Source organism: [Clostridium] aminophilum, assembly GCF_900101295.1.
Taxonomy (GTDB): domain Bacteria; phylum Bacillota; class Clostridia; order Lachnospirales; family Lachnospiraceae; genus Clostridium_R; species Clostridium_R aminophilum_A.
Genome location: NZ_FOIL01000032.1, coordinates 14,589 through 36,751 on the forward strand (window position 1 = coordinate 14,589; position 22,163 = coordinate 36,751).

The 22,163-nt window shown below is 39.4% G+C and carries 29 protein-coding genes and 2 pseudogenes; 3 read left to right on the forward strand and 28 right to left on the reverse strand.

Annotated features, from left to right (window positions below):
* Nucleotides 1-291: 291 nt before the first annotated feature.
* The 16 genes from BMW41_RS09290 to BMW41_RS09365 form a co-directional block, all read right to left on the reverse strand.
* Nucleotides 292-498: a virulence RhuM family protein gene (locus BMW41_RS09290; RefSeq protein WP_074649841.1), complete on the reverse strand. Its 207-nt coding sequence runs from the start codon at nucleotides 496-498 to the stop codon at nucleotides 292-294.
* Between the two features lie 277 nt (nucleotides 499-775).
* Entirely contained in the window at nucleotides 776-1,099 is a 324-nt protein-coding gene (locus BMW41_RS09295; RefSeq protein ID WP_074649842.1) for a hypothetical protein, read from the reverse strand.
* Nucleotides 1,096-1,626 (reverse strand): GNAT family N-acetyltransferase, encoded by a 531-nt coding sequence (locus BMW41_RS09300; RefSeq protein ID WP_074649843.1) that lies wholly within the window; start codon nucleotides 1,624-1,626, stop codon nucleotides 1,096-1,098. The genes BMW41_RS09295 and BMW41_RS09300 overlap by 4 nt, the downstream gene beginning before the upstream one ends.
* 24 nt (nucleotides 1,627-1,650) lie before the next feature.
* Nucleotides 1,651-2,355 carry an SDR family NAD(P)-dependent oxidoreductase gene (locus BMW41_RS09305; RefSeq protein ID WP_074649844.1) on the reverse strand — a complete coding sequence of 235 codons (705 nt, stop codon included), beginning with the start codon at nucleotides 2,353-2,355 and terminating at the stop codon, nucleotides 1,651-1,653.
* Between the two features lie 312 nt (nucleotides 2,356-2,667).
* Nucleotides 2,668-3,189, reverse strand: a complete 522-nt coding sequence (locus BMW41_RS09310; RefSeq protein ID WP_074649845.1) for a P-loop nucleotide/nucleoside kinase family protein — start codon at nucleotides 3,187-3,189, stop codon at nucleotides 2,668-2,670.
* A 52-nt stretch (nucleotides 3,190-3,241) separates the two neighbouring features.
* On the reverse strand, nucleotides 3,242-4,165 hold the full coding sequence (locus BMW41_RS09315) for a radical SAM mobile pair protein B (RefSeq protein ID WP_074649846.1): 924 nt from the start codon (nucleotides 4,163-4,165) through the stop codon (nucleotides 3,242-3,244).
* Entirely contained in the window at nucleotides 4,141-4,839 is a 699-nt protein-coding gene (locus BMW41_RS09320) for a radical SAM mobile pair protein A (RefSeq protein WP_022762011.1), read from the reverse strand. The genes BMW41_RS09315 and BMW41_RS09320 overlap by 25 nt, the downstream gene beginning before the upstream one ends.
* Complete coding sequence (locus tag BMW41_RS09325) at nucleotides 4,836-5,273, reverse strand: radical SAM mobile pair system MarR family transcriptional regulator (RefSeq protein ID WP_013282512.1); 438 nt, start codon at nucleotides 5,271-5,273, stop codon at nucleotides 4,836-4,838. Before BMW41_RS09325 ends, BMW41_RS09320 begins: the two co-directional genes overlap by 4 nt.
* Before the next feature lie 87 nt (nucleotides 5,274-5,360).
* Nucleotides 5,361-6,017: a CatA-like O-acetyltransferase, family 3 gene (locus BMW41_RS09330; protein WP_074649847.1), complete on the reverse strand. Its 657-nt coding sequence runs from the start codon at nucleotides 6,015-6,017 to the stop codon at nucleotides 5,361-5,363.
* A gap of 59 nt (nucleotides 6,018-6,076) precedes the next feature.
* On the reverse strand, nucleotides 6,077-7,267 hold the full coding sequence (locus BMW41_RS09335) for an ATP-binding protein (RefSeq protein ID WP_074649848.1): 1,191 nt from the start codon (nucleotides 7,265-7,267) through the stop codon (nucleotides 6,077-6,079).
* 175 nt (nucleotides 7,268-7,442) lie between these two features.
* On the reverse strand, nucleotides 7,443-8,225 hold the full coding sequence (locus BMW41_RS09340; RefSeq protein WP_031474693.1) for a PhzF family phenazine biosynthesis protein: 783 nt from the start codon (nucleotides 8,223-8,225) through the stop codon (nucleotides 7,443-7,445).
* Nucleotides 8,226-8,326: 101 nt separating this feature from the next.
* Nucleotides 8,327-9,073, reverse strand: coding sequence for an N-acetyltransferase (locus BMW41_RS09345; protein WP_074649849.1), 747 nt, complete (start codon nucleotides 9,071-9,073; stop codon nucleotides 8,327-8,329).
* Nucleotides 9,074-9,131: 58 nt separating this feature from the next.
* Nucleotides 9,132-9,935 (reverse strand): MerR family transcriptional regulator, encoded by an 804-nt coding sequence (locus tag BMW41_RS09350; RefSeq protein ID WP_074649850.1) that lies wholly within the window; start codon nucleotides 9,933-9,935, stop codon nucleotides 9,132-9,134.
* Nucleotides 9,936-10,243: 308 nt separating this feature from the next.
* Nucleotides 10,244-11,083: an aldo/keto reductase gene (locus BMW41_RS09355; RefSeq protein ID WP_074649851.1), complete on the reverse strand. Its 840-nt coding sequence runs from the start codon at nucleotides 11,081-11,083 to the stop codon at nucleotides 10,244-10,246.
* Nucleotides 11,084-11,096: 13 nt separating this feature from the next.
* Complete coding sequence (locus BMW41_RS09360) at nucleotides 11,097-11,414, reverse strand: nuclear transport factor 2 family protein (protein WP_074649852.1); 318 nt, start codon at nucleotides 11,412-11,414, stop codon at nucleotides 11,097-11,099.
* 39 nt (nucleotides 11,415-11,453) lie between these two features.
* A complete protein-coding gene (locus BMW41_RS09365) occupies nucleotides 11,454-11,975 on the reverse strand; it encodes a flavodoxin (RefSeq protein ID WP_074649853.1) in 522 nt (173 codons plus the stop codon).
* Between the two features lie 145 nt (nucleotides 11,976-12,120).
* On the opposite strand from BMW41_RS09365, the gene BMW41_RS09370 reads away from it, so the two are divergent.
* Nucleotides 12,121-13,008, forward strand: a complete 888-nt coding sequence (locus tag BMW41_RS09370) for a LysR family transcriptional regulator (RefSeq protein ID WP_074649854.1) — start codon at nucleotides 12,121-12,123, stop codon at nucleotides 13,006-13,008.
* Nucleotides 13,009-13,099: 91 nt separating this feature from the next.
* Here BMW41_RS09370 and BMW41_RS09375 read toward each other — a convergent pair whose 3' ends face one another.
* The 5 genes and pseudogenes from BMW41_RS09375 to BMW41_RS09395 all read right to left on the reverse strand — a co-directional run bounded on the left by BMW41_RS09375 (nucleotide 13,100) and on the right by BMW41_RS09395 (nucleotide 15,626).
* Complete coding sequence (locus tag BMW41_RS09375) at nucleotides 13,100-13,648, reverse strand: flavodoxin family protein (protein ID WP_074649855.1); 549 nt, start codon at nucleotides 13,646-13,648, stop codon at nucleotides 13,100-13,102.
* 4 nt (nucleotides 13,649-13,652) lie between these two features.
* Nucleotides 13,653-14,222 (reverse strand): cyclophilin-like fold protein, encoded by a 570-nt coding sequence (locus tag BMW41_RS09380; RefSeq protein WP_207646881.1) that lies wholly within the window; start codon nucleotides 14,220-14,222, stop codon nucleotides 13,653-13,655.
* Nucleotides 14,171-14,365: pseudogene (locus BMW41_RS15330) on the reverse strand (gamma-carboxymuconolactone decarboxylase); the annotation flags it as partial. The gene BMW41_RS09380 and the pseudogene BMW41_RS15330, both read right to left, overlap by 52 nt.
* A gap of 20 nt (nucleotides 14,366-14,385) precedes the next feature.
* Nucleotides 14,386-15,387: an alpha/beta hydrolase gene (locus tag BMW41_RS09390; protein ID WP_083378872.1), complete on the reverse strand. Its 1,002-nt coding sequence runs from the start codon at nucleotides 15,385-15,387 to the stop codon at nucleotides 14,386-14,388.
* Entirely contained in the window at nucleotides 15,387-15,626 is a 240-nt protein-coding gene (locus BMW41_RS09395; protein ID WP_022750282.1) for a hypothetical protein, read from the reverse strand. Before BMW41_RS09395 ends, BMW41_RS09390 begins: the two co-directional genes overlap by 1 nt.
* Nucleotides 15,627-15,893: 267 nt before the next feature.
* On the opposite strand from BMW41_RS09395, the gene BMW41_RS09400 reads away from it, so the two are divergent.
* Nucleotides 15,894-16,769: a LysR family transcriptional regulator gene (locus BMW41_RS09400; protein ID WP_074649856.1), complete on the forward strand. Its 876-nt coding sequence runs from the start codon at nucleotides 15,894-15,896 to the stop codon at nucleotides 16,767-16,769.
* Nucleotides 16,770-17,252: 483 nt separating this feature from the next.
* Here the strand turns inward: BMW41_RS09400 and BMW41_RS09410 are convergent, their stop codons facing one another.
* The 4 genes and pseudogenes from BMW41_RS09410 to BMW41_RS09425 all read right to left on the reverse strand — a co-directional run bounded on the left by BMW41_RS09410 (nucleotide 17,253) and on the right by BMW41_RS09425 (nucleotide 19,050).
* A complete protein-coding gene (locus BMW41_RS09410) occupies nucleotides 17,253-17,759 on the reverse strand; it encodes a nitroreductase family protein (RefSeq protein WP_026490262.1) in 507 nt (168 codons plus the stop codon).
* Nucleotides 17,760-17,970: 211 nt separating this feature from the next.
* Nucleotides 17,971-18,201: pseudogene (locus BMW41_RS09415) on the reverse strand (type IV secretory system conjugative DNA transfer family protein); the annotation flags it as partial.
* Nucleotides 18,202-18,261: 60 nt separating this feature from the next.
* Nucleotides 18,262-18,600: a cupin domain-containing protein gene (locus BMW41_RS09420; RefSeq protein WP_074649858.1), complete on the reverse strand. Its 339-nt coding sequence runs from the start codon at nucleotides 18,598-18,600 to the stop codon at nucleotides 18,262-18,264.
* Nucleotides 18,601-19,050, reverse strand: a complete 450-nt coding sequence (locus tag BMW41_RS09425; RefSeq protein ID WP_074649859.1) for a flavin reductase — start codon at nucleotides 19,048-19,050, stop codon at nucleotides 18,601-18,603. It lies immediately after the preceding gene.
* Between the two features lie 133 nt (nucleotides 19,051-19,183).
* Here BMW41_RS09425 and BMW41_RS09430 point away from each other — a divergent pair, with 133 nt between their 5' ends.
* The gene (locus BMW41_RS09430; protein WP_074649860.1) at nucleotides 19,184-19,744 is read left to right on the forward strand and encodes a TetR/AcrR family transcriptional regulator; all 561 of its coding nucleotides are present in this window, start codon (nucleotides 19,184-19,186) and stop codon (nucleotides 19,742-19,744) included.
* 116 nt (nucleotides 19,745-19,860) lie between these two features.
* Here the strand turns inward: BMW41_RS09430 and BMW41_RS09435 are convergent, their stop codons facing one another.
* The 3 genes from BMW41_RS09435 to BMW41_RS09445 are packed head-to-tail and all read right to left on the reverse strand — an operon-like array spanning nucleotide 19,861 to nucleotide 22,128.
* Complete coding sequence (locus BMW41_RS09435) at nucleotides 19,861-20,790, reverse strand: SIR2 family NAD-dependent protein deacylase (RefSeq protein ID WP_334292499.1); 930 nt, start codon at nucleotides 20,788-20,790, stop codon at nucleotides 19,861-19,863.
* Between the two features lie 40 nt (nucleotides 20,791-20,830).
* On the reverse strand, nucleotides 20,831-21,634 hold the full coding sequence (locus BMW41_RS09440) for a protein-ADP-ribose hydrolase (RefSeq protein ID WP_074649862.1): 804 nt from the start codon (nucleotides 21,632-21,634) through the stop codon (nucleotides 20,831-20,833).
* Nucleotides 21,635-21,687: 53 nt separating this feature from the next.
* The gene (locus BMW41_RS09445; RefSeq protein ID WP_027112095.1) at nucleotides 21,688-22,128 is read right to left on the reverse strand and encodes an Rrf2 family transcriptional regulator; all 441 of its coding nucleotides are present in this window, start codon (nucleotides 22,126-22,128) and stop codon (nucleotides 21,688-21,690) included.
* Nucleotides 22,129-22,163: the final 35 nt, after the last annotated feature.

The following is a 22,163-nucleotide window of genomic DNA, read 5'->3' on the forward strand; positions in this document are numbered from 1 at the left end:
CCTACGACCTAAATGTCATGTTTTTTCTGGCTGAGCTATTATAAAAACGAAGGCAGGATCGCTTCTCGTATTCTCTCACTCTTCCTGCTCATAAGCATATAACACTCCATTTTCAATATCTTGTAAAATCTGTTCTTCCTCCGCCCAACTATGATGATCGTGCGGATTGCTCAGCATTGTATCCTTAAGTACATCCTTTAAGCGATCACAGTAGGGTTTAAATGTCGCATAAGTTAATCCGCCTCCGATTACTCCGCCTAAAACCGGAATGGAACTTTTTGTTTAACCCCATCAACACGCATTTTTTTGCGTGTTGTTCTCTATATCCAATTCATCTTCAGCAAAAACATTATTGATATGCTTGCGAATAGTCTTTTCATCTCTATCAAAAAGCAATGCCATTTGATTAGCACTTAGCCAAACTGTTTCATTTTCAAGAGAAACCGGTAACTTAACCTCTTTATCCTTTGTTTCAAATACTACTATTTCATTTTTCAAATCTTCACCTCTATAAATTTGAAGTTGTCGATTTCCTTCTCATTATAAAATCAGCCCCACAAATCCCGATTTATCGATTGCATATGCAAATAATCATACTACCAGAATAGGTACCTGTCACTGGGAACAATCGTTCACAGTGACAGGTACCTATGGTGGGCATTTATCTTTTTAACTTTCTGGTATTATCACCTTCATAATCTAAAATTCTTCAAGAACAAACATCTTATTCAAAGCATCATATACTTTCTGCTCATCCTTACCTTCAATATAGAGATCAAGTTTTAAAGATTGTGGCAAACAAGAGGATTGCAATAAACTTGATAACTTCTTCCGGCATGCCGGCGGCCATAAAGGCACTTACAAGCGATCCCATTAATGAAGGCATCTGATCAACTGCAGTCCTCAATGCAGTATTTGCAAAAAAGAGCTTAACTCCTATAAAACCTGAGATTTCCATCGTGGCCATACCTAAGGCAATCGGTACAAGGGCCTGTATCCAGCCAATAGGTTTAGGTATCTCCCTTTTTATCATCCTGTAATATAGTATTCCGCATACTAAAACCGTAATAAGTAAAGACAAAATTGTAGAAAGAGTCATGCATGTCCTCCAATATATTTTTCCATCAACACCAGATTTACATGGGGTAAACCGTTATAGATTGTAGGTAAAATAGAAAGCTCTTTATATCCAAGTTTACTGTACATTTTTCGTGCAATAATATTTAGTTCGTTTGTATCTATCCTAAGTTCGGAACAACCATTATGTAATGCATAATCCTCATAAAATCTGAGAAACTGCTTGCCGAGTCCCATCTTTCCCGATCGAGGTGATATTGCAAGTGTATGCAGCACACACACCTTATCATCTTCCACCTCATGCTCCCATTTGACATTATTATATATATCCATCTGAACCTTATTTATGATTCCTGAACCAAGGACAATGCCGTCCTTTTCAATAACAAAAAGGTCATCTCTTTTCAAAGCCTCTTCTGCCGTCTCTTTTACAGGATATATCCCCCTGATCCACCCAACAGAAATTATCCCTGCTTCCTCTGCCTGATGGATCTCATCATAGATATTTACTACTGCATCAAGGTCCGATTTCACTGCTTTACGTATCATGATCTAAGCTCCTTTTTAACATTCTCAAACATTGTATGTCCATCCATGTTCGCCATGATAGATCATCTGTCTTGTCATGCCGCCGTCTATACAGATATTCTCACCCGTGATAAAACCGGCTTTATCAGAACATAGAAACTTCACCATTTCAGCGATATCTTCCGGCGTTCCTACTCGTCCTACAGGCTGCTGTAAGGCATCTGCTCCTATGATTTCAGTATCAGTCGTATCTATCCATCCCGGTGAAATACTGTTCACTCTGGCTTTTCCTGCAAGGCTGATTGCTAGGGCATGTGTTAATGCAGCTATCCCGCCCTTTGCCGCAGTATAGCTTTCTGTTTTAGGCTGGCTCATCCTGTCACGAGATGATGATATATTTATAATAGATGCTCCATCTGACAATACAGGCATCAATAGCTTCGTAAGGTAAAACGGAGCTGTCACGCCAACGGAAAGGGCATATTGAAAGTCCTCGTAACTGCATTCATCAATTCCTTTCATGATTGGAAGCGCATTATTGATGAGATAATCTATATGTCCGGACTGTTCTATGACATGTTTTGCAAATCTCTCTAATGTATCCTTATCTCCTACATCACCCACGAACCAGTCCCCGAGTGTTTTATCAATAATGTGCACGGTAACACCATCAGCACGAAACGATTCTGCTACAGCTTTTCCAATGCCGTGAGCACCACCTGTAATTACAGCTACTTTACCATTGGTCATAACGATCTCCATCTTCAAAAAAAGCCGCCTGCAATTATTACAGGCAGCTCTAAAGAATTTTAAAATTTTTTTGTTTCTTTGGGATTTTTTGGTTTTTGGTTTTTAGCGTCAAACACTTGTAAAACCATATTTTTTTAAACAAAATAATTTTGACCCATAAACCCCTACTATTACTGGCTCTGTAATGTTTTGTTTTTTTAAATAAAATCTACAAAACAATGATATACACCTATACAATAATATAATAGTTTTGTTTGTTTTTTACAGTAAAATATGTCATAAGTGGTAGATAAATGGTTTATTTCAAATTTGCTAATCCAATACTCCCCTTATCGAATCATCGAAGCTTTCTGTGATTAGAGTGATCTGTTCTCCGTTAGATTGGTACCCCTCTATGATTTGGTGGTTATCTTGTTTAAGTTGCTCAGCTGAACAATTAGAATCATCAAGCCTTGTTTCGATATCAGAGCCATGTGATTTTATTTCTTCAAAATGCGAATCTATATATTCATCTGACATAGCAAGGCAGATGAATCTTATCGACTGAAGATACTGCTCCCCAAAACTATTCCTCCAATCAAAAGGTATATAGCAGCCTTCAACAATAAGGTTCTGCTCATTCTCAATAGCAGTCTTTATTATCTCTCGAACGATTGGCCAAAGATAGTCTGTAAGTTCATCATCGTCTTCTGGGGTGAAATCAGTAATGCCGCTACGAATAAGTCCCATTTTCAAATGGTCAATTGAAAAATAAGGGTATTTGTATTTCTCAAGCATCCGTTGTGCCAGAATCGTTTTCCCGACATGGGATGCTCCCGTTATAATTATTACCATCTTTACCTCCGCAACTGGAATTTGTGCGATTAACTTCCGGTTTATTCTTCCATCAAGGATTATGAATTACATTTCTCTTTCCACTATTGGCAGTTCCTCTTACTTCTTCGTGGTAAAAGTAATCTACGATTGTTGGATGTCCTTTCTCTACTCTCTCATACGGAGTTTCATTATCAACAAACCTGCAATCATACTTTTTAGCCAGCTCTTCTGCTTTCTTTTCCAGCGCTTCAAAATAGCTGCGGTTCTTTTTGTTATAAATTTCGTCATACAGCGGCACCAGATCCGGATGTTTATCGGAAATGTATTTCATGATATCTGCCTTAAAACCTCCGCGAAGATTCAGATTCTCAAGCCATACAAGGTCACACTGATCTTTTGTCCTGTCTATGATTGCTTCTATATCCGTAATCCCCGGGAAAACGGGTGAAATGAAGCAAATTGTACGAATGCCTGCCGCATATACCTCTTTCATTGCAGCAAGCCTTCTTTCTATGCTTACTGCCGCATCCATATCATCTTTAAACTCTTCATCGAGAGTATTGATTGACCATGATACTGTAAGTCTGCTATTTTCATTGATCTCTTTTAGCAGATCCAGATCTCTTAGTACAAGGTCTGACTTTGTGCAGATAAGTATGTCCGCACCACTGTCCTTTAGTTCTTCCAGAAGTCTTCTTGTATTTTTATATGTTTCCTCTAGCGGATTATAACCATCCGTAACTGTTCCAATGATTACCTTCTGGCCGGCATACTTCTTTGGATTCTTTATTTCAGGCCAGTCTTTCACATCCATGAAAGTTCCCCATTCCTCCGTATGCCCTGTAAAGCGTTTCATAAAAGATGCGTAGCAGTATTTACAGGCATGGGGACACCCCACATAGGGATTCACCGAATATCCTCCAATAGGAGTATTCGATTTTGTCATTACACTTTTTGTTTCTATATGATTTACTTTGATTTTTGGTTGTTCCATATCCTCTGTTCCTCCAGCACTTTGTTAAAAGCATCCGGCATTTCCTGTATCATTTCTTCTCCCATAATCGGAACAAGATCTTCTTTCCAGAATACAGGAATGTTCAGTTCATGAGCCTGTTCTGTCAATGAATAAGCCCACCCGGGATCTGTTTTAACAGTCCTGCTCTTTGCACCTGTCATGGTTCCCACCACAATCCAGTCAATTCCTGTAAGATCAACCTTACCCGGATCATCGAACAAAGGCTCAAAGGTAACATGATATTTTTTTGCCTTCACATTGCTCCGCAGTGCATCAATACGCCATAACTCAGACTTTCTCGTAACTGTAACGCCAAACCATGCATTATCAAGATCTGTTTCAAAAGACAGAAGATCCGGTCGTTTGGTAAGAAAAAGAAACTGGTGCTGAGGATTCTCTGCTATCTTTTTAAAGACTTCCTCTCTCCATTCCTCATGCCAGCCCGAGAGATCGCTCATGCCGGTCAGCAGAAAATTCTGCGGCTTTTTCTTTTCCATCATACGAAGCTTTCCTTGAAAAAACTGTGGCTTTTCAAAATCATCTATGATGTGATAACGCCTCGTATTGTTTCTGGCATAGCAGTACGGACATCCAACAGTGCACCCTATAACAAGATTCATGTTCTGAATCTGATCTTTAATACAAATACTCATTTGTCACTCCATTCCTCAAGGTTTACCCTGATGCGGTTAAGATACTCTTCAAACTGAAGAATCTCTTTATCCGTAAAATCACGATAATAAATATTCCCCATCTCATTGGATACGGAGTCATAAGCTTCTTTAAGTTCTTTGGCTTTATCTGTGAGGAACAGAAGAGTTTTTCTCTTATCAGCTTCATCAGTTTTGCGACTTATCAGTCCGTTTTTTTCCATCCGCTCAAGCATGGTCGTAAGTGAAGTAATTGCAAGTCCGCTTTTCTCGGAAATAATTTTAATAGGAACACCATCTTCCTGCCATAAGACATAAAGAATCCTTCCCTGAGCTCCGTTAAATGCATCAATGTTTTTTTCTGCCAGTATCCTTTCAAATATACGATCACCCAGCTGTTTTATTTTTGTAACAAGAAATCCACCATTTGTCTTCATAATTCAATACTCCTATATCGTAGTTTTATACTACGATATAGGAGTATTTGTGTCAAGCACACATATCATAACTTCCAATTTTATTCACTACAGTATCTGCCTGACAAATGACTTGATTTCCTGCTCCAAGAGCCGAAATACATTTGCAACCAGGTAGCCATCAGCGATTGCATGATTCAGGCGAACTGTTACAGGCATAACCAGACTGCCGTTCTCTTTTCTATATTTCCCCCAATTAATGATCGGAGCAAAAAACAAATGTCCATCCGGTAATTCAATATTCAATGAATCATAAGATAACCATGATATGTACGATGCATCAAACCAATTTGGATGATTAGCCATATCCAAAACGTATTCTCTCGTCTTCTTTGCCTCTTCTATATCCCGCAAAGCAGAGGCGTAAAACTTTTCATAGTCCTTACAGTATTCAGTATATACGGGAGTACATGTTTCCGTATCCTCATGAAAAACATACTGTGTAGGATTGATCACATCGTAGCAGATCAGGTCATCAGTCTGCCAAAGATATCCCATTCTGTAATCATCACGTGAATTCAAAACCTTTGAGATTAAATATAGGAAATTGATATAAAACTTTGTCCCGTTATTCTTCGAATATGTGACAAGATCCGTGACATCTATTCTCGCTGTTATGGATGTCGAGCATTTACAATCTTCCGAAAAGTGGCGAAACACGCCCTTCCTATAGTATGTCTCTCTGTCAATTACCTTATAGTTCATTTTTGAAATCCTCAATAGAACGTTATCCTGAAATATAATTTGCCTCTAAAAATTCCGATTTATCTCATTAACCAATTAGTTAAATCTAGTACTTTTATTCCTTCTATGTCATAGTCATCATGCTTTGTATTCGCTATCAAAATCTTAGGATATGCATCTTTTATCGCTCTTAGTGGAGACAGCTCTCTTTCCAATGTATCTGAATCAGAAATATTATCTGATACTTGGATATACAGCTTCTCATTTTGTTTCATAGCTACAAAATCTATCTCCTTCTGATACAACTTGCCAACATAAATCTCGTAGCCCCTCCTGAGTAATTCTAAGGCAACTATATTTTCATATGCTCGTCCATAATCCATATTTCTTGTTCCAAGCATTGCATATCTAAATCCTAAATCGCTAAGATAGTATTTATCTGATGTTTCTAAATACTTTTTTCCACGAATGTCGTATCGTTTTACTTTGTAGAACATAAATGCACTGCAGAGATACTTCATATAATTTCCTATTGTTATATGATTCGTCTCAACCTTATTTTGCTTAAAAACATTACTAATCTTACTAGCAGATGTCAGATTGGAAATATTATCCATCATATAATCTGTTAAAGAATCCAAAAGTGCTTCTTCCTTAATACCATACTTATTTACAAGATCACGTTTTATAATTGTAGTGTAAACATCCTTTATATATGATGCCTGATCCTCTTTTTCGCTGTATACGTATGCCCCAGATAAACCACCACTCATAACATATGAATCCAATACATTTGCTGTATTAGAATCATATCCATAGTACTCACAATATTCAGCAAAACTAAATGGATAAACAGGAATTTCTATAAATCTCCCAGTAAATAACGTCGATAAATCTGAGCTTAACAAAAATGCATTGGACCCTGTAATATAGATATCATATTTTCGGCTGTTATATAAACTATTGATAGCAAGCTCAAATTTTTCACACATTTGAACTTCATCTACAACAATGACATTTGTTTTACCATCAATGTATTGTCCTTCGCAAAAATTATAGAGTTCCTTATATGTTTTTAAATCATCGAATTTTAAATCTGCAAAATCAACGTATATTATATTTGTATCTTCGTTTGTGCGTATCAGTTCCATATATGCTCGCACCAACTCAGACTTTCCAGAACGTCTCAATCCTGTTATTATCTTTATATCAGGAGTATCCTTTAATCGAATGAGTCTATTCAAATAATTTTTTCTTTCAATAATCTTCATATAAATCCCGCTTTCAAAACTTTAATTTCTTTTCACTTTTGAAAATCATTTTATCATCCACTTTCAAAACTTACAATATTTTTCTTTTTCGAAAATACAAAAAGAGCAGCTACCTCGATTTGAGATAACTTCTCTATGTTACGTTCAGTATTCAATTAGGTCGACAAACTTGAATTTACAGACACACAGCCAATTCCGAAGTAGCCACAAGAACAGCCTCACCTCTTATAGACATTCTGCCATCTTTCCGTCTTTCGCACTGCAGATAACCGCCACGTCTTGAAGCCTGATATGCGTCAATAGTATCTTTCCCCAGTTCCCTCAGCCAGTAGTCAGCAATTTGTACATGAGCCGAACCACATACCGGATCTTCTTCTATAGAAAGTTTCGGGCAAAAGCTCCGTGAAACGCAGTCAATCGTGTTTCCACGGGCTGTTGCGTTTTGTATACGGCCTTCTATTTGCATTAACGCTTTCTGATCCGGATTCATTTCCCGTACCTTCTTCTCTGAATCAAATATGCAAATAAGATCAAGACCCAGAACTGCTTTTACAGGCCGGATGCCAAAGGCTTTCTCCATATCATCTGTAACGGGAATCTCTTTGAGTTCATATGTCGGGAAATCCATTTCGTACAGACTTCCCGTTCTTTTAACCGTCAACACTCCACTCAAAGTATTAAACTGTACCGTGCAGCTGTCCGGCTCGTAATAATTCAGAATCACAAAAGCCGATGCCAAGGTAGCATGACCGCATAGTTCGACCTCGGTTCCCGGTGTAAACCAACGAAGATGATAACCTTCGGTCTCTTTTACAATAAACGCGGTTTCGGAAAGATTGTTCTCCATAGCAAGTTTCATCATCGATTCTTTTGACGGCCATTCGTCCATAACACAAACCGCTGCAGGATTACCGGTAAATGGTTTATCCGTGAAAGCATCAACAATATACTGTCTCATCTTTTTTCCTCCTCAAATCCCAATCGTCAATAAAACAGTACTATAATCTCTCAACAAAATGCGATTTGTCAGTCTACATTGTATTCCGGTTAATACGAATATCACTTTCCTGTGAGTTTTAAGAATTTCTTATCGTTCATTTGCTCGTTTGTAACATACTCCCCATCATGGAACAACGCATAATTCGTGATCGGTGTCGGTGCATTCTGTGCTTCTTCTTTGCTTTCAAGATGTATTGCCTTGAATGCAATATCATTTTCTTTTGCCGTCTGCTCCAAAACCGGGACATATTTTGCATTGAACGGGCACTGATTCGTATAGTACAGAACATATCCCTTCTCTTCTATATGCGGATGTTTTGCACATTCCTTAAACAGCGGAGCTTTTGCATTTTTATCGAATGGCATATACCAAAGCTGAATCCCATTATCAGCTTCATCGCTCACGACAAATCCTTTGTACTTTAGAAACTTCGGATCAGCCAGAAACGGTTTCTTCTTTGAAGCGCAAAGAATACAAAGTCCTTTTTTCCCCTTTTCCTTACTATCCTCGATGCAGGCAGTAAGTAGATCAGTAGAATATCCATGTCCTTTGAAAGCCCCGGACACCCAAAGACAGTCAATGTACATATATCCATCTGCCTCTATCGGAATCCATGCGTTTTCCGCCGGGATATATTCGATAAAGCACTTTCCGCGCTCTACGCTCTTTAGGAAAACAAGCCCTTCATCAAACCGCTCCGAAAGCCATGCCTTCTTTGAAGAGACCTGAACATCCTTATTATTTGATATCGCGCAGCAAATATGCTCCTCTTCGAGGTTATCTTTTGTTACATGAACATATTCCATGACCGCTCCTTTCAATAATATGCCAAGGAACACTTAAGCTCCTTGGCATAGATAGTATTTACTCAATAGGGAAACAAGCTTCCGTTACATACTCATCAGGATTCTGTGTCTGTGCAGGACTCACATGATAGATATTAAACATAGGACCATTCATTTTATATCCATTAGCTTTGATCCATGACGCCACAGTTGCATATGCCTCACCCAGCTGATCGTAGCTGCCTTTAATAATACAACTTGCAACTTTTACTTCAGGAAGAATTTTAAACTTCACATGTTCTGTATCGTTATAAGATCCACTCACGGTCATCCACGCAATGATCTCAACATTTTCTTCCTTGTACTCGGGGTCAAGAAACTCAGCCGCCGCAAGACACAGGTCTGCCGGCACAAGATTCTTGCATTCGCTCATCATTGTATTCCAAAGCATTCCTTCATCCTCATAGTGAGGAACCACCATCTGAACCGTGGCAGCATATCTCTCAGGTATTGTTTTTACAGTTACATCAAAACTCATATTCTGCTCCTTCCTCAGCCTCTTTCTGGCTGTTTCCAGAAGCATCAGTTTGTACTCCGTTTCTTTGGAAAGCTTTGATAGTTCCATCTGCCTCTCTGACAGAAAGGCATCCATCTTTTCTTTATCATCATAGCTGTCAAGGATCTTGATAATATCTGCAAGGGCAAAGCCCATATCCTTGAGTGATGTGATCCTCCCGATGGTAAAAAGCTGTTCCTCGCGATAATAGCGGTACCCGGTAAAATTATCGATTTCAGCCGGTTTCAAAAGTCCGATATCATCATAGTGACGTAACATCCTGATGCTTACTCTGGATAGTTTTGAAAATTCGCCTATTTTAAGCATTTGTTCCTACCTCCATGGATGTTTTTCTCTTGAGCTCACTACAACGATAATCCCTCACATAATGTGAGAGTCAATATACATTTTTTATGTTTTCATAAAACGTAAAGCTGAAATATAATTTGCCTCTAATAATTCCGATTTATGTCACTGCCTATCATTATATAGAATCCGCCTCCATCACGGAATACATATTCAAAAGTTGTAATAAATAAGAACAGCTATCTCTTTCAAAATAACTGTTCTAAAAAAATAGAGGATCCTAAGATCCTCTACACTAAATAAACCTTTATTAAAAAGCCTTTACTATCTTATTTTTCATAATCCGGTTTCCATGCGGCAAACTGAACAAGCTGAGCTTCTGTTCTGTGATAATATCTCTCATTCTTATCAAGCCCGGCGATTTCTGCCATCTCTTCATCTGTCAGCTTAAAATCGAGAATGTCTAAATTATCCCTGATGTGATCCACATTTTTACTTCCCGGAATAACGACAAATCCCATCTGTGTATGCCACCGAAGTATAATCTGTGCAGATGACTTGCCATATTTTTTGCCAAGTCCAGCAAATACCGGCTCGTTGATCAGAGACTTGTCACCATGTCCAAGCGGATACCAGCTCATAAGCTTAATGTCATATTTGTCCAAAGTCTTACGGAGCTCTGTCTGCGTAAAATACGGATGCGCTTCTACCTGAATAAACTGAGGAACAATTTCCCATTTAGTCTGTAGTTCTTCAATATACTTTCCTTCGAAATTTGAGATTCCAATAGCCTTAGCTTTTCCTTCTTTATAAGCTTTCTCAAGCTGTCTGTACCCTGCGAGCCAATTACCAGCAGGCTGATGAATGTATAATAGATCCACATAGTCAACGCCAAGACGCTCCAATGTCTCATCTACAGCATTTTCATTCTCATACTCCGACGGCCAGAGTTTTGTCGATAAAAATACTTCCGTTCTGTCAACTCCGCTTTCCTTGATCCCCCGCCCTACAGCACGCTCATTTACATAAGCGTTCGCTGTATCTACCAGTCTGTATCCCATCTTAAGTGCTTCTCTCACACTATTTTCTGCATCTGCAGGTGACAGCATAAATGTTCCAATTCCTACTGCCGGGCACTCTAATTTGTTGTTTAATACGATGTTTTCCATTTGTAAATCCTCCTTAATATGTTGATGCTCTGGAACTTGTAAACTTCCAGTTTTCATTTTCTTTTCTAAGTGTAAAATCACCCTGCAATCTCCAGCTTCTTTTTCCTCCACCGTAGACAGCAGCAACTACTCTGCTTTTACCTGTCATGGTTGCCTCATCACCTTGAATCTTAACTATAATGTCATCATGCTCTGCTGAAAAATAATTAAAGGTGCCACTTTTTAATCCGTTTAAAAACTCATCTGCAGACTGCTTCACACCAGTCATATGATAAAGACAATAGTCTGAAGACATAAGACTTCTAAGACCTTCTATGTTTTTCTCTATCATATTTTGTAATCCACGAATCTATCCTCCATCTCTATTCCTTTACATCAACCCGTTAGCGGAAAACCACTTCTCTACAGCTGTTTTCGCATTTGCAGCCTGACTTCCGGTAATTGCAAGTCCACTTTTTACCTCTACGCCCTTCGCACACTTTTTTACATCACGTTCACTCGAACCCATGCCACTTCCCTCGTTGGTGCAAAGAGGAAGGATTGTTTTTCCTGTGAAATCGTATCTTTCAAGGAAAGTTGCAACTGCCATCGGAAATGTTCCCCAGTAATTTGGATAAGCAAGCACAATGGTGTCGTACGCATCAATACTGTCTATGTAGGTTGTAAGCTCAGGACGAGCACTTTCTCTTAGATCTTTCTTTGCTTCATCAATGCAGGTCATGTACACCGGAGAATAAGGATTTAACATCTCAATCTTGAATGTATCTGCATCTATCAGTTCTTTCATCTGGTTAACAACAATTTCTGTGTTACCGACCTTTACATATCTCATTGCTCCGCCAAAATAGTTTTCATCCGCTCTTGAGAAGAAAGCGATTAATGTTTTTGCCATTTTTCCTCCTTTTGAAGCTTCTATCGGTATTTCTGACTGCCAGTTGCTGCGTTCTTTTTCTGTTTACATTATCTCACGCCGGTTTTATAATATCCAATAAAAACACTATATACTTGATTTAATTTTTAAATAGCATGGGTGAGATATGACAACAAAGCAGATTGATTTTTGTATCGAACTGGCTCGTACGGAAAACTTCTCCAGAGGTGCCGAGAATATGTTTGTAAGCCAGCCTACATTTTCATATCAGATAAAACTTCTTGAAGAGGAAGTTGGTTTTGAGATATTTGCGAGAAATGGAAAAGGTGCTTCTCTTACGCCTGCCGGAGAACAGTTCGTAGCATTCCTTACAAATATGAGAAAAGAATTGAACCGAGCCATTGAGCAGGGCCAAAATTTCAGTGCGAAATACAAAGAAAATATAACGATCAGTATGATGGTTCGACAGGCCATCTGTTTCCTGCCGGAAGCAATCAGGGAATTTGAAAAAGAAGCAGCCGGCACTCAGATCACGCCCCGATTCCAATATGATAACAGCATGGATCGCTTTTTAAAGAATGAATCGGATGTCGTATTCGCCCTGGAAGAACAGACAAAACAGCTTGCAGGCACTGCGGTCCACAAGCTGTTTCAGAGTCATATCTACCTAATCTGTGACAAGAACGATCCTCTGGCGGCAAAAAATCTCATTACCGATGAAGATATATACGGCCGCACTCTTATGGTGGGCGGCGGCTCCCCGGCACTCCTTCGCTCCGTTCAACAAAAGCTAATTTCAACGGGAAAGATTGAGTATTTTAACAGTCCGGATCATGACACCACACTGACCAACATTGCCTCCGGTAAAGGAATCTGCCTGGCTCCGGGTTTTCTTAACGACCACAGCGGACAGTTCGCATGGATTCCTTATGACTGTGACGACACTTTTTCATGTGTCTTATGCTCTCATAAGGCAGATCACCGGCCGAATCTTGTTGCTTTTATCAAACTACTGCAGAAACTGTACAGCGAAGCAGTTGCTTTTCCTTTGTAAAAAGAGGGGATTTTTCCGACCGTTAAATCTATAAAAAAAGTGCTAATGTCGGTCGAGACGAGACAAAACGAGTCAAAATCGGTCAAGCAACTTAATTAATGCCAAGGCCCATCTCATATGCCTCTCTCAGGCTTTCCTTTTCTTTGATGTCACCGATATCTGTTACACCTCCACAAAATACATAGCCCTTAAAACTGGCTTTATCAAAGCATTCAATCCATCCTTTTGTCCCTTCTATTGCTCTTTGAGGGACTGCCTTATCATCCTCGGCTGCAGCTGCAAGAAAATATACATCTCTGAACTTATAATCCTTTGTAAACATAGGGTTCAGTCTATCAATCAGCACTTTCATCTGTCCTGACATCTCGTAATAATATATAGGCGTAGCCCAAACAATTACATCAGCTTCAAGGACCTTCTGCTCGATTTCATTTACATCATCCTTTATCACACATTGCCCAGTCTTCTGACAGACAAAACATCCTCTACAGAACTCTATTTTCTTGCCAATCACAGATATGATTTCAACCTCATTCCCAGCTTCTTTTGCGCCTTTTGCAAATTCCTCAGCCAATGCATTTGAATTACTGTTTTTTCGAGGGCTTGTTGAAAGAATTACTATCTTTTTCAAATTATCCATCTCCTTATTTTAAGCTTAATTTGACTTCTGTCTCTGATCCACTTAACACACTTTCAAGTTCTTCGATACTCGACGCTTCCACTTTACCTATTTTCGTATATGACCATGAATTAGCGCCATAAAAGAATACGATCTGATTTCCACTGTATAACATTACATCCCCAGCCTCAGTTGTAATCTGATTGTCGTTACGTGGTAGAGTTTTTCCCAACTGACAGACCTTCTCAAAACCTCCATAATTTGATGCTGAAATAGTCAAATCCTCATCCGCAAGCATTTCTCTTAAAGCTTTGGCAGTTTCATTATCTTCCAGATTCACAATAAATGATCTGCTTCCTACTGTTACACAAATCTGATTATCAGCCAGTGTGCTTTCATCCGCTATTTTCATCTCCGTCTGCTCCTTTGACTCATTTGTATCTGTTTGAACACCGGATTTCATCTGCCCAACATTATCTTCTTGAAAATCACCGGTATTATTTGCTTTACACCCGGTTAACAACAAAAAGAAGACCACCAGTGTTGCAACAATTCTTTTCCTTCCTCCTGATACCAGCCTCTGCCACCTATACATATGAGCATTTGCCCTCCACCGGATTTCGCATGATGAATATGCCAGAAGTTACGACAACCAGGCTCAAATGTCACATTAAATGCAGGCACCTGTTCTGAGGATATCTGGGCCAGATAGCTTTGTCCTGTAAAGTACTCTCCATAGTGACTTTGCCTTCCGATTTTTACTTTAAATACTCATGGAAGAAACTCTCTAACTTATCAAATGGAATATAATCCTTATCTCCACCATCATAGAGATCTGTATGCGTTGCTTCCGGTATAATCATTAGCTCCTTGTTATCTGCATATTTACTATCCTTTACCATATTGGTATAGGCATCTTTGCCAAAGTAACAAGAGTGTGCCTTTTCACCATGGATAATAAGAACCGCATTTCTGATTTCATTGCTGTATTTAAGAATTGGCTGGTTCATAAAGGACTCACATCCGATTACATTCCAACCACCATTGGAGTTTAAAGAACGAGGGTGATATCCACGATCTGTCTTGTAGTAATCATAATAATCCTTTACAAAGAACGGAGCATCCTCCGGAAGAGGATCTACTACGCCGCCTCCAAGTTTATACTCACCGTTTTTCAAATCCTCAAGTCTCTGTGCGCACATAGCTTTCTTCTTTTCAAAACGTGCTTCTTCACTGTCTTCAGAATCAAAATATCCATTTGCATTTACTCTGGTCATATCGTACATAGTAGAAGCAACGGTCGCCTTGATTCTAGTGTCAAGAGCAGCTGTATTCAGTGCCATTCCACCCCATCCACAGATTCCGATAATTCCGATTCTGTCTGGATCCACTTTGTCATTTAATGACAGAAAGTCCACCGCTGCCATAAAATCTTCTGTATTAATATCCGGAGATGCCATATATCGCGGCACGCCTCCACTTTCACCTGTAAAAGAGGGATCAAAGGCAATGGTAAGAAATCCCCTTTCAGCCATAGTCTGTGCATAGAGGCCGGAACACTGTTCCTTAACTGCACCAAAAGGTCCTGATACCGCGATAGCAGGAAGCTTTCCAGTCTCATTCTTTGGTACATACATATCTGCAGCAAGGGTAATCCCATAACGATTCACAAATGTCACCTTGCTGTGATCTACTTTTTCACTCTTTGGAAAAGTCTTGTCCCACTCTGTTACTAAATTAAGTTCTTCTGTTTTCATCATCACTTGATACCTCCGTTATTCTTGTTCATTTCGCTTTCGATTTTTCTAAGCATAAAATCCATGCAATCAATTTTTCTTCCACATTCATGATATTCATCCATTATGCGGCAACGCTCTTTTTTCAAAAGTCGAAACATGTTTTCCATGCTTCCAGATTCATATTGCTTAAGGATATTTTCTGATGCATCTTCGTGACATCCTGTATCCATAAGGCACTGTTTCAGTTTTTCTTTATCCATGAGATTTCCTCACTCGATCGTACTGTTTACCTGACATCTTTATTGTACGAGCTTGTAAATACTCTCGCTAATGGTTATAATGAATATCATGATATTCTGTTTTGGCATATCATATAGTAATGAGCAGTACAGCAATATTTATAAAAGTATGAACTTGGGAGCTTGCTCACATCAGTGCATACTTTTATAAATATTGATATTCGGCGAATGCCGAAGAACGAGAAATACGAAGTATTTCGAGTGCACTGATCATGGAAAGGAAATTCTATGGAGATTAGAACCTTAAGATATTTTTTAGCAGTGGCAAGAGAAGAAAATATGAGTAGAGCTGCTGAACTTCTGCATGTAACTCAGCCTACCCTGTCAAAACAGCTTAAATCGCTGGAGGACGAACTTGGGAAAAAGCTTTTCACAAGACATGCTTTTAGTATCCAGCTTACTGATGAAGGAATTCTGCTGCGCAATCGTGCCGAAGATCTTGTCAGCATGGCTGATAAAATCGAGCAGGAATTTGTTTCTCTAGATGATATAGCTGGTGGAGAACTCTATCTTGGTCTTGCTGAATCCTACCAGCTTCGATACCTTGCAAGATCTATAAAAGATTTTAAACAACACTATCCGAACCTTCATTATCACATCACAAGCGGTGATACAGAGCAGCTCTCTGAAAAAGCCGATAAAGGCTTACTTGATTTTGTAGTACTGGTAGAACAACCGGATATCCGCAAATACGAATATATCGAATTCCCTCAAAAAGACACCTGGGGACTTATCATTCCAGATACCGATCCCCTGGCAAAGAAAAAAGCCATCCGTTTGGATGACCTTGTAGGCTTGCCATTATTCTGTTCAGATCAGGCATGGAATGGAGATATTAAAAACTGGGCTGGAAGCAGATTTTCAGAGCTTCAGTTAGAAGGTTCCTTCCGCCTTTCTTACAATGGATCAATTTTTGCCATGGAAGGCTTAGGATATCTTCTCACCTATGATCATCTTGTAAATACGTCAAAAGACAGCGGCCTTGTATTCAGACCACTGTCTCCGAAGCTTGAAAATAGAATATATATAGCATGGAATAGATATCAGGCGTTTACACCTATCGCTGAAAGATTTCTAGCTCATCTCAAAGAATCTTTCCAATAGTAATATAACGCACTATACCCTTCCCAAAAATTCCTTTCAACATCCAATGCCTTCAGCTCCCCAGAGCCACCTGTCCGGACTTTGAGCGCCACCATTCCGATGAATGAGAGCCTTCTAATTGGAATACGCCTATGAATCGTTAGCGCGAATGTGGACATCTTCTGACCATACGCCGTCTTACTTCGTGTACCCGCCTGTCGGCGGGTATTTTTGATTTTTATATACAAATCTGCCATTACAATGGAGGACTTTCCTATAAAAAAATAAAAAAGAGCCATGGCAGTCAGACCGTGACTCTCGTTAATTACCCTTGAAAAAAGTTCCATATTCAGTTGTAAGCCGGATGTCTTCTGCAGTGACTTTTCCGGCACAGCGCTGCATTAATTAACGCGGAATCTTCCGCTATACTCCTCTACAGGAGTAAATACGGCGGCAGGTTATGACTCCTGCTTTACAATCGCCCTTGGGTTACGCCGCATTTTTTTATAAAATAGTTACCATTGAATCAATTGGATTTCTTTTTTTATCGCTAGATACACCTTTGAAATCGCTAGCGCGAAATCCCAAATCCAAGAAACAAATAGGATAGATGTTTTCTGGCAGGTCAAAAACCTTCTGTGTTTTAAGAACATCATTCACTCCAGCCCAACATGTATCCAATCCTATATCTGTTGCTGCCAGCATCATATGTGTTGCTGCAATAACACCATCTGTCAAATAGCTATTTCCACCCTGAAAATTACTTGCAGCATTTTTATCGGAACATACTAGAATTACCATCGGTGCTCCATAACGGCATGGATGAACACTGTCCATCCTCTGAAGAGCTTCTCCACTTTTTAGTATATACACTCGTTGTGGTTGTTTATTAAAAGCTGTTGGTGCTAAGCGCCCTGCTTCCAGAATATATTTCACTTGATCTTCTGTTGGCTTTGTATCGCTGTACTTACGAACAGACTCTCTCTTCTGAATAACTTTATTAAATTCCATATCTATAATCTCCTTTGCTACATTGATTCTGTTATTTAAAAGATATGGTAGTTACTCAAAAAATCCAAAACTCCACAGTAACATAGCAAATTTCATGAATCTCATTTCTCCAGCGAATATACTAAGTATAAGTTAAATAACTCATCCTCAATTATACGGGATGAATTTTAAAAATGTCAGTGAAAAATTTCTTCTCTTATACTCCATTAGCCTAGGCATCGTTAAATACTTCGTATTCATCATTTGGATGTAGGACAAGCTTTCTGTTCAGATACTTCTCAATATCGAACCAGTTCTTCTTGTCATAATCTGCTGTCAGCGGATAGTTTGGATGCTTCGTCAGGTCATACTTATCTGAAAGAAAAAGTCTTACGCCTCTCACCTGCACGATACATTTACTGCCATCCATAACAGCAAGCTCATCCATACTCATTAAACTGCGAATTACGTTTTATGATGGTTGCCTCTTTCAGTTCTTTGTCAAATACATATTCCTGCACTTTCACACCTCCGCAGCCTTCGGCACAACAGTAAAGATTATCAGATCTTCGTCACCGTCATTTATGATGCTGTGTGCCTGTCCGTTCCTGCAGTAGTGGCACGTTCCGGGTACAAGCATTTCCTCTTCTCCGTCACAGATCGCTATGCCATGCCCGCTGATCACATAATTGATATCGGAGCTGCCTGTGTGTTTATGCCTTCCGATAGAACCGCCCGGATGAATGCGGCAATAGACCATCCTATTCTCCGTATCCACATACATCCTTGATGACATAGTACCGGTACCATCATTCATGCCCGGACAGGTGATCTCCTGCATAGAATTGAAGTCAAGCAGCATTTACATCCCTCCAAGATCAGCAATGTGAAGGGCGGGAACATCATTCTCATTTCCAGAAAGCATCTCAAGGCATACCATGTTTGTCGTATCCACACCCTCAATCTTAACACTCTTTATCACACGGCACTTGATTGCCGTTCTTGCACCGTCGATCAGGATAGCCCCATCGTCCTCTGCGCATGGGATGTTTACAAGTTTATCTACAGTATCCGAATGCTTCTCCATATCTCCCAAAGTAAAGCAGACCATCTGCTGTCCATTTGCAAGATTGGAGAAGCCGACAATATCGCCCTCTTCTATGGCGTTCCCTGTACTGCTCTGTCCGCCGACTGCGCACAGGATGTGATCAGCAGAGATCTGTGTAGCCCATGCAACACACATTCCATAGCGCTTTCCATTCTTTTTCATTGCCAATACATTTACATTATGATCGATTGCTTTGATATCCATCTTATTTCCTCCTGTGATTGACTTTAAGCAACATTTGTTGCATAATCAAGATATCACAAACAAGAAACCATTTCAACACTCCAGGTGCCAGGTGCAACAAAACCAAATAAATTGTTGCTTAACAGGAGACGCTATGAAACATAAAAATGTTACCAACGAAATGATAAGGGATTATGTCGTGGAAGCCCTGCTTATTCTCATGCATACAAAAGATTACAACAATATCACCATCGGTCAGATCACGGAAAAAGCAGGAGTGAACCGATCCACATATTACCGCAACTTTGACTCCAAGGAGGATATCATCCGCCGCTTCTATGCCAGGCTCCTCGAAAAGAGCCTCGACAGTATGGATGAGAATGTCAAAGCATCCACGCGAAGCTATCTAAGAGTCCATTTCAACACTTTTTATGAGAAAAAGGATGAACTGCTTCTCATCCATAAAGCAGGGCTTTCTTATCTTCTCCTTGACGTACTTAACATGATCTTCATAGACAAGCAGCATCTGGAGCATGATTTCATCAAAGAGATTTCCGTATATTATCATACCGGCGGAATCTTTAATTCTTTTCTTCTCTGGTTTGAAAAAGGAATGTCGATTTCACCAGATGACTTTGCCAGCATCTGTGCGGAAATCTATCCAAGTGAGAAAAAGCCCATGCTTCCTATTCTTCTGCAAAAGAAAAACAAGTGAGTGGCTTTTGTTTACCTCTCACTTGTCTATGATAATAATAGCACCGTTAAATCTGTAAGAAAAGTGCTAATGTCGGTCGAGACGAGACAAAACGAGTCAAAACGAGACAATGTCGGTCAGGACTCTTGTAATATGGTTGCAATATCACCATCAATACATATACTTCTATCTGCAATTTCCTCTGGGCAGAATGATTCACCATAATTTAAGCAGGCATATACCGCCTTCTCGTTTGCCAATGTCATCTGCCAGAACGGATACTTTATTATTACAGGCGTATTAGCTCCTACTCCCAGCTCAAGATAAAGAACATGAAGATTCTCATGTCTACGAATAAAATCAGAATATGCTGCAGATGCCCTATGCCATCCTTCATCTTCGACAAAAGAATCATCCGCTCTCAAATTCATAGTCATATCAGAGCCGTCATCAGGACACTTTGGAATCATCTTAGAAGGAATTTCCATCAGTAGCTTACCATCAATCGGTACCTGAAATACTCCCTGATCATCTCTTACAAAACCTTGTGCTTCCATAGCTTTCATTACCCACTCTTCATTATCAAAGGTTTTCTGAATATCAGGATTCACGCTCTGAAACAAACCATAATCACCCTGAGTATAGAACAGTCTTTTCTTGTCAAAACCTGCTCTTTGAAACTGGTGATCTACATTTGTTGTGATAACAAAATAATCCTTATCGGAAACAATCTTAAGAAGATCCCTATACACTGGCCTTGGAGCATCAATATATCTGTTAAAATAAATATGTCTCGCCCACCAGGCCCAGCGTATTTCTTCGCTCGGAAACGGATAGAAACCACCTGAATACATATCCCTGACACCAAATCTTTTGACAAAATCAAAGAAGTAATTTTCAAAACGTTCGCCACTGTAAGTAAACCCTGCTGATGTTGATAATCCTGCACCCGCACCTATAACAATGGCATCTGCTTCCTTGATTTCTGTTTTAAGTCTGCTTATCTGTTCTTCTTTGCTTCCCTTACCATAGGACATGCTTCTAGTAAAGTATCTCACAGCATTCATTCCTTTCTCTATAGTTTCCTGATAACCATTAGGCATATCATCATATAAGTTTTTCATAAATGGCCTTATCTTCGTCTTTAAAAACATTGAATATCACCCTTTCTACCTTACCAGGATTATCACGAAGCCATTCTGATACAGTCTTAACGGCAATCTCAGCTGCTTTTTTGTTAGGAAAATGAAATACCCCTGTCGAAATACAGCAAAAAGCAACGCTCTTCAGGCCATTTTCAGCACACATATCCAAAGTGTTTCTATAGCAGTTCTCCAAATCCTTTTCAAATTTATCCGTAAGTTTGTACTGGACAATTGGTCCTACTATATGAATTACTTTCTTTGCCGGAAGATTATACGCTTCAGTGAGCATTGGAACGGCAGTAGGCTGTTCATAGTCTCTTCCGTATCTTATTCGAAGTTCATTCATCTGCCTGTAGCACTCAGCTCTTAATTGCACTCCTGCAAAAGTATGGATACAGTTATCTATGCAAGTATGCATCGGAACAAAACAACCAAGCATCTGCGAATTAGCGGCATTAACAATAGCATCCACCGAAAGTCTTGTGATATCCCCTTGCCAAATAGAAAGTCCATCCCTGATAACCGGGATGTCTGATAGATTCACCACACCCTTTTCAGCTGCTCTCTCTAATAAATATTCATCCTGTACTTTCATTACATCAGAGGACAATTCTTTCGGCATACGGATATTCATAAGTGACCTTAAGATTCGTCTTTTATCTTCCGTACTATTTGGCGTCTGTATTTCCTTATATTCATCAGAATCTGCCTTGAATCCTTCTACAAGATAATCAAGACGTTCTTCCTGTGTTTTATTATTAGACATATTCCGCATCCTTCTAAAAAAGACTCTGAAGTAAACACCTCAGAGTCTCATTGTTAAGCTTCTTTTGCCAACAGTTCCTGCATTCCGGATCTTAAATCATTAAGAGTGTATTTTTTCATCTCTGATTCCATCGCTTCCTGGATGCTTTTCAACTTATCATCCAAAAGTAAATGGATATTCCTACCAACAGGACACTCTGGATTTGGTGATTCATGAAATCTAAATAAATCTCCATCCTCCAAAGGCTCAATTGCCTGATACACATCATAAAAAGTTATGTCTTTAAGATCTCTTGTAAGCTCTATTCCGCCTGTTCCTCTGATAACATTTATTAGTCCTGCGTTCTTAAGCTGAGTAAGTATCTTTCTAATGATGACGGGATTCGTATTTATACTGGCGGCAAGAAAATCGCTCGTTACCTTGTGTTCATCTTTAAATGTATCCACACATGTAAAAATATGAAGTGCAACCGTAAATCTGCTTGATATCTGCATTTTTAATCTCTCCATTCCATTTTGGTCGGCGCAGA